This is a genomic window from Maricaulis sp. W15, from assembly GCF_001924955.1.
GTDB classification, from domain to species: Bacteria; Pseudomonadota; Alphaproteobacteria; order Caulobacterales; family Maricaulaceae; genus Maricaulis; species Maricaulis maris.
Genome location: NZ_LQXG01000012.1, coordinates 35609 through 48625, shown reverse-complemented (window position 1 = coordinate 48625; position 13017 = coordinate 35609). Strand labels below are relative to the sequence as shown.

General features: G+C 63.8%; 14 protein-coding genes. 6 read left to right on the top strand and 8 right to left on the bottom strand.

The window, feature by feature from the left end; translation table 11 throughout:
* Positions 1-3: 3 nt before the first annotated feature.
* Both AWH62_RS16765 and AWH62_RS05775 read right to left on the bottom strand, forming a co-directional pair.
* Positions 4-420: a hypothetical protein gene (locus tag AWH62_RS16765; protein ID WP_158025575.1), complete on the bottom strand. Its 417-nt coding sequence runs from the start codon at positions 418-420 to the stop codon at positions 4-6.
* 670 nt (positions 421-1090) lie between these two features.
* The gene (locus tag AWH62_RS05775) at positions 1091-1579 is read right to left on the bottom strand and encodes an HlyD family efflux transporter periplasmic adaptor subunit (protein WP_255371585.1); all 489 of its coding nucleotides are present in this window, start codon (positions 1577-1579) and stop codon (positions 1091-1093) included.
* 187 nt (positions 1580-1766) lie between these two features.
* Here AWH62_RS05775 and AWH62_RS05770 point away from each other — a divergent pair, with 187 nt between their 5' ends.
* Positions 1767-2234 carry a hypothetical protein gene (locus AWH62_RS05770; protein ID WP_075189537.1) on the top strand — a complete coding sequence of 156 codons (468 nt, stop codon included), beginning with the start codon at positions 1767-1769 and terminating at the stop codon, positions 2232-2234.
* Positions 2231-3250, top strand: a complete 1020-nt coding sequence (gene pip, locus AWH62_RS05765) for a prolyl aminopeptidase (RefSeq protein WP_075189536.1) — start codon at positions 2231-2233, stop codon at positions 3248-3250. Before AWH62_RS05770 ends, pip begins: the two co-directional genes overlap by 4 nt.
* On the opposite strand, the gene AWH62_RS05760 is transcribed toward pip, so the two are convergent.
* On the bottom strand, positions 3251-3985 hold the full coding sequence (locus tag AWH62_RS05760) for a DUF2793 domain-containing protein (protein WP_075189535.1): 735 nt from the start codon (positions 3983-3985) through the stop codon (positions 3251-3253).
* 157 nt (positions 3986-4142) lie between these two features.
* On the opposite strand from AWH62_RS05760, the gene AWH62_RS05755 reads away from it, so the two are divergent.
* Together AWH62_RS05755 and scpA are read left to right on the top strand one after the other, a co-directional pair.
* Positions 4143-5573 (top strand): methylmalonyl-CoA mutase family protein, encoded by a 1431-nt coding sequence (locus AWH62_RS05755; RefSeq protein ID WP_075189534.1) that lies wholly within the window; start codon positions 4143-4145, stop codon positions 5571-5573.
* Between the two features lie 367 nt (positions 5574-5940).
* The gene (gene scpA / locus AWH62_RS05745; protein WP_075189532.1) at positions 5941-8082 is read left to right on the top strand and encodes a methylmalonyl-CoA mutase; all 2142 of its coding nucleotides are present in this window, start codon (positions 5941-5943) and stop codon (positions 8080-8082) included.
* A 601-nt stretch (positions 8083-8683) separates the two neighbouring features.
* Here scpA and AWH62_RS05740 read toward each other — a convergent pair.
* The 3 genes from AWH62_RS05740 to AWH62_RS05730 all read right to left on the bottom strand — a co-directional run bounded on the left by AWH62_RS05740 (position 8684) and on the right by AWH62_RS05730 (position 10195).
* On the bottom strand, positions 8684-9352 hold the full coding sequence (locus tag AWH62_RS05740; protein ID WP_075189531.1) for a hypothetical protein: 669 nt from the start codon (positions 9350-9352) through the stop codon (positions 8684-8686).
* A 105-nt stretch (positions 9353-9457) separates the two neighbouring features.
* The gene (locus tag AWH62_RS05735; RefSeq protein WP_075189530.1) at positions 9458-9856 is read right to left on the bottom strand and encodes a hypothetical protein; all 399 of its coding nucleotides are present in this window, start codon (positions 9854-9856) and stop codon (positions 9458-9460) included.
* Between the two features lie 6 nt (positions 9857-9862).
* On the bottom strand, positions 9863-10195 hold the full coding sequence (locus AWH62_RS05730; RefSeq protein ID WP_075189529.1) for a YqjD family protein: 333 nt from the start codon (positions 10193-10195) through the stop codon (positions 9863-9865).
* Between the two features lie 188 nt (positions 10196-10383).
* On the opposite strand from AWH62_RS05730, the gene AWH62_RS05725 reads away from it, so the two are divergent.
* Together AWH62_RS05725 and AWH62_RS05720 are read left to right on the top strand one after the other, a co-directional pair.
* Positions 10384-10656, top strand: coding sequence for a hypothetical protein (locus AWH62_RS05725; protein WP_143742947.1), 273 nt, complete (start codon positions 10384-10386; stop codon positions 10654-10656).
* 116 nt (positions 10657-10772) lie between these two features.
* Positions 10773-11249, top strand: coding sequence for a hypothetical protein (locus AWH62_RS05720; protein WP_075189527.1), 477 nt, complete (start codon positions 10773-10775; stop codon positions 11247-11249).
* 8 nt (positions 11250-11257) lie between these two features.
* Here AWH62_RS05720 and AWH62_RS05715 read toward each other — a convergent pair whose 3' ends face one another.
* Positions 11258-11854 (bottom strand): hypothetical protein, encoded by a 597-nt coding sequence (locus AWH62_RS05715; RefSeq protein ID WP_075189526.1) that lies wholly within the window; start codon positions 11852-11854, stop codon positions 11258-11260.
* 3 nt (positions 11855-11857) lie between these two features.
* The gene (locus tag AWH62_RS05710; protein ID WP_075189525.1) at positions 11858-12985 is read right to left on the bottom strand and encodes a hypothetical protein; all 1128 of its coding nucleotides are present in this window, start codon (positions 12983-12985) and stop codon (positions 11858-11860) included.
* Positions 12986-13017: the final 32 nt, after the last annotated feature.

Below are 13017 nucleotides of genomic sequence, written 5' to 3'. Positions count from 1 at the left end.
TTTTCAGAATATCTCCATCATAGCGTGTGCGGTTTCGCGCGTCGAGCGAAATCGTTGATCCGGGCGCTGTCCAACTAAGGCAGATCGGTCTTGAACGGTCGCCGGCCGCTCGGCTTCAGGCCGCAGACCGACGCCGCTCGGCCACGGCAATGGTCCGGCTTTCCTTGAAGTCGGTTCGCGACTGGAGGTGTCGCCCGTGATCGCCGGCGCTTCGCGGATGCAGTCGTTGACCACGCTCAGCGTGCCGAGGCGACGCTCGTCCGAGGGAGCATCAGACCTGAAGCCCAGGCTCCTGCGCTGAGTGAATCTGCTCGGCACCACCATCGGACGGCGCTTGCCTGTAAATCGCCGTACCGCCAGCCCCTCCCGGGCCAGAAGCATGCCAAGACGGCGACAGCCGAAACGGCGACGATCGCCCATTCTTTTCTCAATGAATTCGACCACCCCTGGCCGGAATTCCGGGCGGCCGATCATTGTCAACAAATGGGACAGTCGGCACTGGGAGCCGGTCGCCCGCGAAAGAAAATTGGGTGGCACGCAGACAAAGCCTCATCAGGACTCAGCCCCCCCTGGGTCTGGCCCAACTCTGGACTTGCTGCCGGCAAAAAATGAAGCTGCAAGGCTTCATCGTAAAACCAAGGCGCCGGCGAACCTGCGATTATTGGGAGATAATCTGGCCTCGCAAACTCGCAAAACAGCGTATGGCTTGCCCCCAATGGGGTGTCACCTAGCTCGTCATTGCAATCGACATGGCCGCAGCGAACGACATTTGAGAAATTTTCAACAGACCGAGCGGAAATCGGACACATCTCGTTCGACAAATCTGTCCGTGACGGCAATTGGAATTCCAGTTGGCACGCTCCCGAGTTGCGAATTGCAAATGAGAGGCTTTCAATGGCCTGAGAACACTCGGCGGGGTTTGCTGCATACTGATCGACATTCAAGCAGTCACGCATGTAAAAGCGCCACGTCTGCTGTGTGTTTGAGATTGTCGAATATTGGTAAACGGCTTGGGTGCCACGCTTGGCGTGGCCGCATGCGGTGCATAATCCCAACACCAGCATCACGGTGAATACCCAAGATACCCGCTTCATCGCTCCCGTCCCGCCTCGTTCATCGCCCGCATCACCGGACTCAAGAGGAACGCGATCGCGCCCCGCCGACCGGTCTTGATTTCCACCGTGGCTGTCATCCCCGCAGCCAGTACAGGTTGCACACCATTGAGCAGGATCTCATTGGAGACAACCCTAATTCGTGCCGGATAGACCAGCCCCCTATTCTGGTCAACGATCGCGTCGGGGAAAATTTGCTCAACAATTCCATCGAGATATCCGTAGCGCATGAAGGGAAAGGCTTCCAGCTTGATGCGGACTTCCTGGCCTTCGGCGACGAAGCCGACATCGCGGTTGAGGAGGCAGGCCTCGACATAGAGTTCACGGCCGGCCGGGGCCAGGGTGACCACCGGCTCGCCGGGCTCGGCGACCTCGCCGATCATGGTGACATTGACGGCATTGACGATGCCATCGACCGGGCTGAGCAAGGTCTGGCGGGCGGCTCGGGCCTCGGCCTTTTCGAGGATTTCGGTGCGGGTGGCGATAATGCTTTCCGCTTCCGACAGCTCCCCCGCCCCACCACAGGCCAGCCCGACATATCCGAATATCGCGCCGACTCGTGATGATGCTTGTCGTTGCGCGCTGGTCTGGTATTGGCTGAACAGGGACGGGGCTTGCTGGCAGCAGCACCGGGAAGTCGGACGGGGCTGTGCTTTGCAGGCATTTCAATCGGATGGGGTTCGCGCGGCGGCCGTTCTGCTGATCGCGCTGGCAGGCGCCGCCGGGATTGTGACCACGCGCGCTCCGGCCAGTGCCGACAGCGCTGCGGTACCGGTCGTCTACACCATCATCAACATGACCGAACGCTTGGCCGACCGACACAATTGTCCGCTTGATCTGGCAAGCGCCCGGTCACGGATCGAAGCCGGCTTTGCCGATACGAATTTCCTACTCGAATACAGTCCGCTCGCCGACGGCCCCGACGTTTTCCTGCATGAACTGGCGGCGTCGGCGAGCCCCGGAACCACGGACGCCGAACCCAGCTGCATCTGGACGATACGCGTCAGTTACAAGGGGCGTTCCATGACACGTCAGGCCCGGACAACGCCCAGTCGGACGGCAGATCCCCTTGAATCCCTGGCGCATGACAGCGGTGCCCTGCTCGTCACGGAGACCCGATGACCGCCTTCTTTCCCGAATGCACACCCCATCAGACCGGACGCCTCGCGGTTACCGGCGGACATGAGCTGTACTGGGAGCGCTGCGGCAATCCGGACGGCCTGCCACTCGTGTTTCTGCACGGCGGCCCCGGTTCCGGCATTTCAGCAAAATTCCGTCGCATGTTCGATCCGGACCGGTTCGACCTGATCCTGTTTGACCAGCGTGGCGCCGGCCAGTCGACGCCGCACCTCGCGCTGGAGAACAACACCACCGCCGACCTGGTCGCCGATATTGAAGCGCTGCGGACCCATCTCGACCTGCCGGCCTGGATGGTTTTCGGCCCGTCCTGGGGATCGACCCTCGCCCTGGTCTACGCCCAGGCCCATCCGGACCGGGTCCGCGCCCTGATTGTTGAAGCAGTGTTCACGGCACGCGCTGAAGAACATGACTGGTGGCACAGCGCTGCCGGGGCGCCGCGCTTCTTCCCCGATGCGTTCGCAACCTTCATTGAACCGGTGCCCCCGACGCTGCGCCAGTCAGCCCGCGCGATCGCGGCCTGGTATCTTGAAGCAATGCGGGACGAGATTGCCGCCGGCCTGCCCGACCTCGCGGGCCTCGATGATCCGGATACACCACTGGTGGGCCTGCGCCGTTCGGCAGTTTATCGCTGGACCGAGTATGAGGACCGCCTGTCCTATCTCGACAATCCACCCGACGCTGTACGAACTGCCCTGGCCCCGCGTGGCCGCGACTTCATTGCGGCACACTCCCTGATCGAGGCACATTATTTCAGCCATGGCTGTTTCCTCGACGAGGGCGAGATTTTCGCCAAGGCTGAGCGCCTGTCGGACATCCCGATGGGCATTCTGCACTCGCGTTATGACATGATCTGCCCGCCCCGCAGCGCCTTCGACCTCGCCGCGGCCTGCCCACATGCCGATTTCCGGCTCGTCGCCGTCAACGGTCATGGCATGACCGAAGCCACCCAGAACGAGCTGAACGATCTGATGGCCTGTATCGCCGCCAGATTGTCCTGATCACCCGGGAGCCGGCGCGACCGGCAACCAGGCATGGATCGCCACCGCGACCTCACCGCCGGTGAAGGCGCCACCCTTGGCCGTCAGCACAATCGGTGTGTCGCTGTAAAATGCGGTCGGTCCGATGACGCCGAGATTGCTGGCACCTGCCGCGATTCCCAGCGATCCACCAAATTTCGATGTCTCCCCCGCAATGCCGCAATCAAACGACGCCGCGCCGCTGATCGCGCCCCGGGTTCGCACGGACACACAAAACACCACCGAGCGGGCCGGTATCACGACGGAGGTTGTAGCGCTGGCTCCGTCGAGTCCGGACAATGTCTCCTCAATGACAATCGCCTGACTGGCCGCACCGCTGACGCCCGCCGCAAGCGTTTCAACCGCAGCCGCCTCGCGCCAACAGGCCGCTGCGGCGTCGTGGACCAGGTCAAATCCGGTGTCGCGCACATGCACCCGCCATCCGCCCTGCGGCGGGATGGCGGTCCAATACCCGTCGCGAAACACGGCCAGCGAGCCGGGCAGATAACCGGACCAGTCAGTACCGCTGGCGCCGTCGGGGATGATCCAGACACGGCCCTCATCAGGATCGGCAGGCTGGGTATCGACCGAGGCACTCTCCACCACCGTCTGCACCAGGGCATCGAGGCGCAGCAGCGCCTCATTCACGGTGACATGCTTTTGCGCCTGTGCCGGCATCACGAGCGGCAAATAGAGTCTCGGACTGGTCTGGGACATGGGGTTTCTCCTCGCTGGCCCGCCAGTCTGTGGCAGAATGGCGGAGCGGGGATTGGCCAACGCACTGTCCTCGTCTCAGCGGCGCACTTGACGCACGGGCCGTGCGCGCATTTTCTCCGCCACAGAACAACGATACGAAGATCGAGGAAAACCGGGCATGACTGACACTATCCGCTCGCTCGCCGGGGATTTCCCGCCGCAATCGCCCGAAACCTGGGCCGGACTGGCCGAAAAAGCCCTGCGCGGCGCTGATTTCGAGGCGACACTCGGACGGTCGACGATCGACGGAATCAAACGGGGGCCGGCCTTCTTCTCCCGCCCCGACGGCGCCCATGCGGTCGACGCCGTGCCGCGCGACCTGCACCTGCCCTGGGGCATGCGCCAGACCTTGGTGGAGGCGACACCGGAAGCCGCCAATATGGCGGCGCTTGATGATTTGATGGGCGGCACGTCGGAGCTGGAGTTGCGGCTCGATCCGACCGGTGAGTTCGGCCTCAAGGCCAATGAGATCGAATTGCTCGACTCGGCCCTGAAAGGCGTCGATCTGACGCTCGCCCCGATCCATCTCGACAGTCTGGGCGGTCAGGGTCATCACGCCCACCTCCTCCTGACCCTGTTCGCCCGTCGCCGCATCGACGGCGAATTGGTCAGCGGCGGTCTCGGCCTGCACCCGGTCGAACGCGCCGCCCGCCAGGGCATTGCGCTGGACGATCAGTGCTTCCCCAAGGCCGCAGCTCTCACCGAACTGGCCCAGGCCGCCTTCCCCAATCTCAAGATTTTCCGCTGCGAGGCGGCCCACATGTTCGAGGCCGGCGCCAGTGAGAGCCAGGAGCTGGCCATCATGGCGGCGTCCGCCGCGACCTATATGCGCCTGATGATGGAAACCGGCCTCGACGCCAACGCCGCAGCCAAGGCCATCGAGGCCCGGCTGGCCGCCGACGCGGACATCCACCTCACCATTGCCAAGCTGCGTGCGGCGCGCCGCATCTTCGCCCGCATCGCGGAAAGTTTTGGCGCCACCGGTGAGGCCCGGCGCCTGTCGCTGCATGTCACCACCGCCGGCCGCATGCTTTCGGCGCGCGACGCCTGGACCAATCTGATCCGCAATGCCTGCGCCGGCTTCGCCGCCGCGGCCGGTGGCGCCGACGCGATCACAGTGCGACCGATGACCGAGGCGATCGGTCGCCCGACCGGCTTTGCCCGGCGGGTCGCTCGCAATCTGCACATCCTGCTCGCCGAGGAAAGCCATCTCGGCAAGGTCACCGATCCGGCGGCCGGCTCTTACCTGCACGAGACCCTGGCTGACAGTCTGGCCCAATCCGCCTGGTCCCTGTTCCAGCAGATCGAGCGCCGCGGCGGGCTGGTCGACGCTTTCGCTACCGGATGGCTGCAGGGCGAAATTTTCGAGCTGCGCGACAAACGCCTCGCCTTGATCGAGGATGGCACCACGCCGGTCCTGGGTGTCACCCAATATGTTGACCCGGACCCTCGTGCGGTGGAGACGCTGGAACTCTGGCCCGCGATCGAGACCCCGGAAGGGGCGCTAAACGCCATGCGAATGCCCGCGTCATTCGAGGAGGTGAAGTAATGTGCGAGCTTCCTTACGAGCCGTCCGAATGGGCAGTGTTCTCTTGCGTGATGGATCGCCCCGCTCAAGCTGAGGATGTTGGACCTGGGGGGGCGGTGTTTGCCCAATCTGGCGCGGCCGCAGTGGCGCAGAACCTAACGCTTCCCCGACCGATCATTTGGATCAGCGACGATGGCGAGCGACGAGCTGGTTTGGTCGTTCAGGCGGAACTTCACACAAACGACCCAAACACCGTTGTTCTCGGCGTGGTTGAGCCGAGTGGCCAAGACAGTGTGATGCTGCTTGATGAAGCCACATTGCTCGATGAGCCAAGCGATGAGTGGTTCCGACTCGCTCGTGCAATTGCGAACTCCGAGAAGGCCGCCCAATGAGTAATTTCCCCGACTTCACGCAGATCAATCTTGCTGAGACCAGCAGCCCCGGCTCGGGTTCGCGCGAGCCGTGGACGCCCGCCGAAGGCATCCCGGTCCGCTCGCAATACCGCGCCGAGGACAGCAACGGCATCGACTTTCTGGGCTCCGTCCCCGGCGCAGCGCCCTTCGTGCGCGGCCCCTACCCGACCATGTTCGGCCAGCGCCCGTGGACGATCCGCCAATATGCCGGCTTCTCCACGGCAGAGGACTCCAACGCCTTCTACCGTCGCAATCTGGCGGCCGGCCAGAAAGGCCTCTCGGTCGCCTTCGATCTGGCCACCCATCGCGGCTATGACTCAGACCATCCGCGCGTTGCCGGTGATGTCGGCATGGCCGGGGTGGCGATCGATTCGATTTATGACACCCGAACCCTGTTCGACGGCATTCCGCTCGACCAGATGTCGGTGTCGATGACGATGAATGGCGCCGTCCTGCCAATCATGGCGCTCTATATCGTCGCCGCCGAGGAGCAGGGCGTGACGCCGGACAAGCTCTCCGGGACGATCCAGAACGACATCCTCAAGGAGTTCATGGTCCGCAATACCTATATCTATCCGCCAGCGCCTTCGATGCGGATCATTTCGGATATTTTCGAGTACACGTCCGAGCACATGCCGCGCTTCAACTCGATCTCGATCTCCGGCTATCACATGCAGGAGGCGGGCGCCCCGGCCGACCTCGAGCTGGCCTACACGATCGCTGACGGTCTGGAATACATCCAGACCGGGATTGATGCCGGGCTCGACGTCGACACCTTCGCGCCGCGTCTCTCCTTCTTCTTCGGCATTGGCATGAATGTCTTCATGGAGATCGCCAAGCTGCGCGCCGCGCGCCTGTTGTGGGCCAAGCTGGTCAAGGAGCGCTTCAATCCCAAGTCCGACAAGTCGATCTGCCTGCGCACGCATTGCCAGACTTCGGGCTGGTCGCTGGCGGCCCAGGACGTGTTCAACAATGTCGGCCGCACGGCGCTGGAAGCCATCGCCGCCGTCGATGGCCACACCCAGTCGCTGCACACGAATTCGCTCGACGAGGCCCTGGCCCTGCCGACCGATTTTTCGGCCCGCATCGCCCGCAATACCCAGCTCCTGCTGGCCGGCGAGGCGCATCTTTGCGACGCGATCGATCCCTGGGGCGGCTCGCACTATGTCGAGCGGCTGACCCATGACCTGGCGGCCCGCGCCCTGGATCACATCGCCGAGGTTGATGCGCTCGGCGGCATGGCCAAGGCGATCGAGGCCGGCATTCCCAAATTGCGCATCGAGGAAGCCGCCGCCCGCACCCAGGCCCTGATCGACAGCGGCCGCCAGACCATTACCGGCGTCAACAAATTCCGCCTCGACGAAGAAGAAGACGTGCCCGTCCTCAAGGTCGACAATTACCTCGTCCGCAAGCAACAGATCGAGAAGCTGGAACGCCTGCGCGCCGAACGTGACCCCAAAGCGCTCAAGGTGGCACTGGACGCGCTCAGCGAAGCCGCCCGCACCGGGACCGGCAATCTGCTCGCCCTCTCCGTCGATGCCGCCCGTGCCAAGGCCACCGTCGGCGAGATTTCCGACGCCATGGAAACCGCTTTCAACCGCCATGTCGCAAAGATCAAGACGGTCAAAGGGGTGTATGGCGAGATTGCCGCTAATGATGACCGGGTGAAGAAAGCCCGCTCGCTCGCCGAGGCCTTCGAGGCGCGCTTTGGGGAAAAGCCGAAAATCCTGATCGCCAAGCTGGGCCAGGACGGGCATGACCGCGGCCAGAAAGTCGTCGCCTCGGCCTATGCCGATCTCGGCTGGGAGGTTGTCGTCGGCCCGCTCTTCCAGACACCCGACGAAGCCGCCGACCTGGCGGTCTCGGAGAAGGTCCACGCCGCCGCCGCGTCCTCGCTGGCGGCCGGGCATTTGACGCTCGTCCCGGACCTGCGCAACGCCTTGTCCAAACGCGGCCGCGAGGACGTGCTGGTCATTGTCGGCGGTGTCATCCCGCCCGATGACGAACCGGTTCTGCGCCAGATGGGCGCCGCCGCCGTCTTCCCGCCCGGCACCGTGATCGCCGACAGTGCCCTGGTGCTGCTGGAACGCATGGGGATGGAGCTGGAGGACGGCTGAGACTGACGGTCCTGGCCATTGAAGAGCGGGATGGTGGTGCGCGCAGCGGGGCGCCCTTCCCGACGCAACTTATCCCCGCCCTCCACCATCTTCCTTCTCCCTTGGGAGAAGGTGCGCGTAGCGCGGATGAGGGGGATTCGTCCTGCGTTCACCGGGATTTACCCCTCACCCTGGCCCTCTCCCCAGGGAGAGGGAAACTGCGCTCTGGCAAAAAAATCACAAAACTTATCCGCCCCCCTTTCACCCCATGGGATACTCCCCTCGGTTTTCGGGACGGGAGGCGCGGGCCCTGTCACTTGTGCCCGGAAACGAGCGGAGCCTGTCCGCGCGTCGGGGATGACATCCCGATGCTCCGGCAGGGCGTGCGATCAGGTCCAGGGGCACTAAACGACCGACCCTCAGTACCTGGCGCATTGGAATCGGGGGCGAGAGCGTCCGGGAAATCTCCGCGAACGGGATGTCGGCGATGTCACGTTTTTCAAATCAAACCGGTTATCGGCATTGGCCGACATCCCGTTCTCCTCCCATCTCTCCGGCGCAAATGCGGGCGGCGGAGATGCGAACGCGTGCCGGATACAAGGACATGCGTCCCTGTCCCCGATCAGATCACCAGCCCATGCAAGGCCAGCCAGGCGAAGCCGGCATATAGCAACGACAGGACGAGGCTCATGCCGGCACCGGTCAGGAAATAGGGTTTCAGGGTCGGCCAGGAGGTTTCGGACGCAATGCGCGCCACTTCACGCGCAATCTCTTCGACCATGCCATCCCGGCTTTCGCCAGCGAGGGCGAGCAGGAGATCGTCATGCCAGAGCCGGGGCTGTTGCGCGCTTTCAGCCAACACCTGATCGAAAGTGGAGGCCGCAACCACTTCCGCGAGGGTCAGCCGCGGCCGCCAGCGATTCTTGTGCAATTCGCGCACAGAGAACCGCAGGACAGGCCAGCTGACGATGATGTCGCGCACAATGAAAAGGCCCAACAGCACGAAAACGAGGCTGGCATGGAGCCAGTCGGCAAGCAGGCCCGATGCGCCCAGCGCCACCACGATCAGCAGCAGGGCAGCTTTCACGAAGGAGACGAGGCAGAATCGGCTCAAATGGTCGATCACGAAGTCACGGGCCTGGCTGGTCATGCGCTCACGCACTTCCTGCCCGGCCTGCTCAACCAGCGCTTTCTTTTTCTTGCGGACCTGGTCGGCCAGCAGTTTTCGACCGATGAAGACACCGCCGGAAACCGCCGTCACGACCAGGCTCGCAATCCTGAATACGCTCATCGTCCCTGCCGCTTGCCTATGCCTTCAAAACCCGTCGCCGCGAGTCTGCCGCAGCTTGGCGGCAAAATCACGGCTGGTCATGTCAATGCTCCCGGTTCCGGCAGGTCAGAGCAATCCGGTGAGCACACGCGACACGCTCCGCGACGCATTGTCGGGATCCTTGGCGACGACATAGCCAGCGGCCAAGGCCACGGTCAGCGCGCTGAGCGGGTGTTTGCGCACAATCTCATTGACCGTGTCGAAGGGCAGGTCGGCCAGGGTTTCAGCCGTCAGCGCCCCGGCCTGGCTTGCCTCCACCTCTGCCGGCTTATGCGGCAGGAGGAAGAAGTACAGGCAAGCCATCGCCAGCGCCGCCAGGATTGCACCGACAGTCACCGCCGCCCATGCCAGTCCCAGCACCGGGGTGAGAATCACAATCACGGCGTAGGACATGGACAGGGTGCCGGCGAAGCCGAACAGGACACCGCCCACGGCAGCCAGCATTCGAAGCTTGGCCTTTTCCATGACGAACTACCGGCGCGACGAGACGTAAGACAACAAAGCCCCCACTCCGACTGCTATACCCAGGGCAGCCAACGGGTTTTCGCGCACCTTGTCCTCGACCGTTTCGCGGGTGTCCTCGAGGCTTTTCTGGGCGCTCTGGGTCAGGTCCTTGGACCTTTCAAGCCCGGCGCGCGATTTGGCCGAGGCGTAGCTTCCGGTGTCGGACAGGAGTTTCGAGAGATCGCCGCGCAGCGCTTTCAGGTCGTCGCGCAATTCGTCCATATCGGCGTTCACGGACCGGGCGGCATCGCGGGCCTGACCGTTGGCCTGGGCCGTTTTCGCTTCGGTTTTCGTTGGCATGTCCCAACTCCTTTTCAGCTAAACACTGCCTATTCGCAACGCGAGGCCATCGGGATCGTTCCGCGGTCAGGCCGCAGTCGGTGCGATGGGTACGCGCCGGCGTCGACGGTTTGGCGGAACGGTGCGCGCCATTGCGCATTGTTTCAGGCATGCGCCCCTACTGCGCCTGCCGCCGGATGAGGCCGATCGTGACCAATGACCGCATTTCCCGAATTCTCCTGCAGGTTCTGACCCGCGTGGTCGGCTACGTCCTGATCGCAGCCGGGGCTGTGTTGGCAGTATCGCCAGTTCCGCTCGGCGCCGTCCTGGTCGCTGTCGGCATGGCCATCCTCATTCCAACCGATGCCCGCTTCCGGACTTTTGTGCGCGGTCGGCGCAAGCGCTGGCACTGGCTGGACAAGGCCCTCAATCGCCTGGGCCATCATGCACCGTCGCCTTATGACCGCTATCTCCGACGTTGAGCCGAACCATGTTCATCGACCTGTCAGTTTGACTGTGTCAGGCTTCAGCCTGCCCCGGACGCACGCGTATCGACACACAGATCACACCGAGGCGACAAACTGCCAAGGAGGCCTGCATGCGTTTGCAACTCTCAATGATCGCCGTCGCCGTCAGCCTCGCCGCCTGCGCCAATGCCCCGACCGAATATGGCCCGGCCAATGGCGGCGACCGCGGCTGGTCGCAAACCCGGATCGAGCAAGATCGATATCGCATCCGTTTTGCCGCAGGCAATGACACGGATTTTGACGCGGCAGAGCAGATGGCCTTGCGGCGAGCCGCGGAAATCACGCTGGAACAGGGTGGCGACTGGTTTCTCGTCACGAACCGTCACCAGGACGGCAATGACCGCAACCCGGTTGGCGTCTCCACCGGTGTCGGCGTCTCGTCGGGCTCGCGGGGCTTCTCCTCACGCGGCGTCGGCATCGGATTGCGCCTTGACGGTTCGGCCGGCGAAAAATCGGTCTCGATCGATATACTGGTCCGCTCGGGTGAGCGCCCACAGGATGTCCGCGCCTATGACGCCCGCGACGTACTGGCCAATGCCACCCGTTGAAGCGCGACCTATCCGCCGCTCAGAGACTTGGCCTGACCAACCCAATCATCGCGAACGATCCGGCCGCGGCCATTGATCGCCTCGTCCCAGCGCGCAATATCAGCGTCGGTCCATGACGCGATCTGACTGACCGAAGTGACGCCGCCCGCCTTGAGCGCCGCGGCAGCCTTGGGTCCAAGTCCCTTGATATCGGAAAGTCCGGCATCCGACGTCGCGGCCGGTTGCGACTTGGCTGTATTCGAAGCTGTTGCCGCCTTGGCCTTCGCTTTCGCCTTGGGTTTGGCAACCGGCTCGATATCCCCGGTCGACCGGGTATCGCCGGGCCGTGTGATATCGGCTGCTGCCTCGACCGGTTCCGGCATGGCAATTTCCGGCGCTTCAGCGCGGGCTGCCACCGGCTCCGCGACCACGCGCGAAGACGACTTCGCTTCGCCGAGGCGGCGAGCAAGATTCTCGTTTTCCTGACGGAGGCGGGCATTTTCGGCGAGGGCGGCGTCAGCCTCGGCACTGCGCGCGTCGCCGGACCAGATCTGATAGCCGACGAAAACGCCGAACCCGACTGCCAACAGCAGCAAAATACCCATTTCCCAGATCAGGTAGAACATGCCTCAGCCCTCAAGCGTCGCGATTGCAAATGATATGGCGTCATCCTGACGATCGGCCAGAACGACGGCGATGCGCGGGTCTTCCGCGCTGATATTGGTGACCAGGGCAGCGACCGCCGCGACGCGCGCCTCGTCGAGCGCGGCATCACCGGTATCGCTGCGGATCGACACGGTCAGCCCGGCCGTGTCCGGACAGGTCGCAAACATGCGACCGATACGCCGCAGGGCGACCGAGGTGAACGGACTCGGCGTTGCCCCGGCGCGTTCAAAGCGCAGAGTTTCAGTGCCCTGCGCCGCCAGGATAACCGCCGAGCAGGCCTCGACATCGGCGACGCGGACTTCCGCCGGCGCGCCGGACGGGGTGATCACGCTGGCCGCCCGGAACGGCACCGGCATGGTCTCGAGCGCCTGGCTGACCGACTGGGCAATCTGTGGGTTCGGTGCCTCGCCGACCAAGGCCCCTTGCTCGCCACGCAGCACGACCGCACCGCGATCCAGACGAGCGAGCTGGCCGAGCAGGCGTTTGGCCGCCTCCTCCCAATCCGGCGACGACGAGCCACCAGGCACCAGGGTCAGGTCGGTGTCGGCACCGCCGGGGAAATTGGCGTCGGCATAACGTGCGATCGCATCACGGGCACCGGCATCGGTCGCATCACCACGGATCAGGACACGACCGTTGATCGCGACGTCGGCGCGGAAGACGAAACCGGACTGCAAGCGCGCTTCAATTGTTTCATCACTCACCCGCGTCACCCCGCCAGCGACAAGACCGCCGCTCCAGGTCGAGGCCAGGACCGTGGCAAGTGCGTCCTCACGCGATTCATTGTCCGGCGCGGCGCCGGTCACGATGGCGCGCTGACCGTCCATGCGCACGCTGGCCCAGTCATGACCGCGCGCATCCAGCGCTTCGCGGGCCCCCGTTGCCAGACGCGATTCGATGGCCCCGACCGAGAAGGGGCCGAAAGAAAACAGCACAATCGCCGCCAGGACGAGAATCCCGGCAGCCATGAGCAAGGTCTTGCGAATGCGGGGCGTCATGGCGAGGTCGAGCATGAAATCATCCAAAGAATGCGGCCAGAAATCACCGGAAAAAGGCGGATTGAAGGCCAGCGTCCATAGCGGAAATAACATTTAAGGTCAGGCACCTCCATAGGGCAAGGGGG

Bases quoted from the DNA above. Each gene is read 5' to 3' on its own strand.
- AWH62_RS16765 (WP_158025575.1), bottom strand. From the start codon at position 420: ATGGGCGATCGTCGCCGTTTCGGCTGTCGCCGTCTTGGCATGCTTCTG.
- pip (WP_075189536.1), top strand. From the start codon at position 2,231: ATGACCGCCTTCTTTCCCGAATGCACACCCCATCAGACCGGACGCCTC.
- AWH62_RS05760 (WP_075189535.1), bottom strand. From the start codon at position 3,985: ATGTCCCAGACCAGTCCGAGACTCTATTTGCCGCTCGTGATGCCGGCA.
- AWH62_RS05755 (WP_075189534.1), top strand. From the start codon at position 4,143: ATGACTGACACTATCCGCTCGCTCGCCGGGGATTTCCCGCCGCAATCG.
- scpA (WP_075189532.1), top strand. From the start codon at position 5,941: ATGAGTAATTTCCCCGACTTCACGCAGATCAATCTTGCTGAGACCAGC.
- AWH62_RS05740 (WP_075189531.1), bottom strand. From the start codon at position 9,352: ATGAGCGTATTCAGGATTGCGAGCCTGGTCGTGACGGCGGTTTCCGGC.
- AWH62_RS05735 (WP_075189530.1), bottom strand. From the start codon at position 9,856: ATGGAAAAGGCCAAGCTTCGAATGCTGGCTGCCGTGGGCGGTGTCCTG.
- AWH62_RS05730 (WP_075189529.1), bottom strand. From the start codon at position 10,195: ATGCCAACGAAAACCGAAGCGAAAACGGCCCAGGCCAACGGTCAGGCC.
- AWH62_RS05720 (WP_075189527.1), top strand. From the start codon at position 10,773: ATGCGTTTGCAACTCTCAATGATCGCCGTCGCCGTCAGCCTCGCCGCC.
- AWH62_RS05715 (WP_075189526.1), bottom strand. From the start codon at position 11,854: ATGTTCTACCTGATCTGGGAAATGGGTATTTTGCTGCTGTTGGCAGTC.
- AWH62_RS05710 (WP_075189525.1), bottom strand. From the start codon at position 12,985: ATGTTATTTCCGCTATGGACGCTGGCCTTCAATCCGCCTTTTTCCGGT.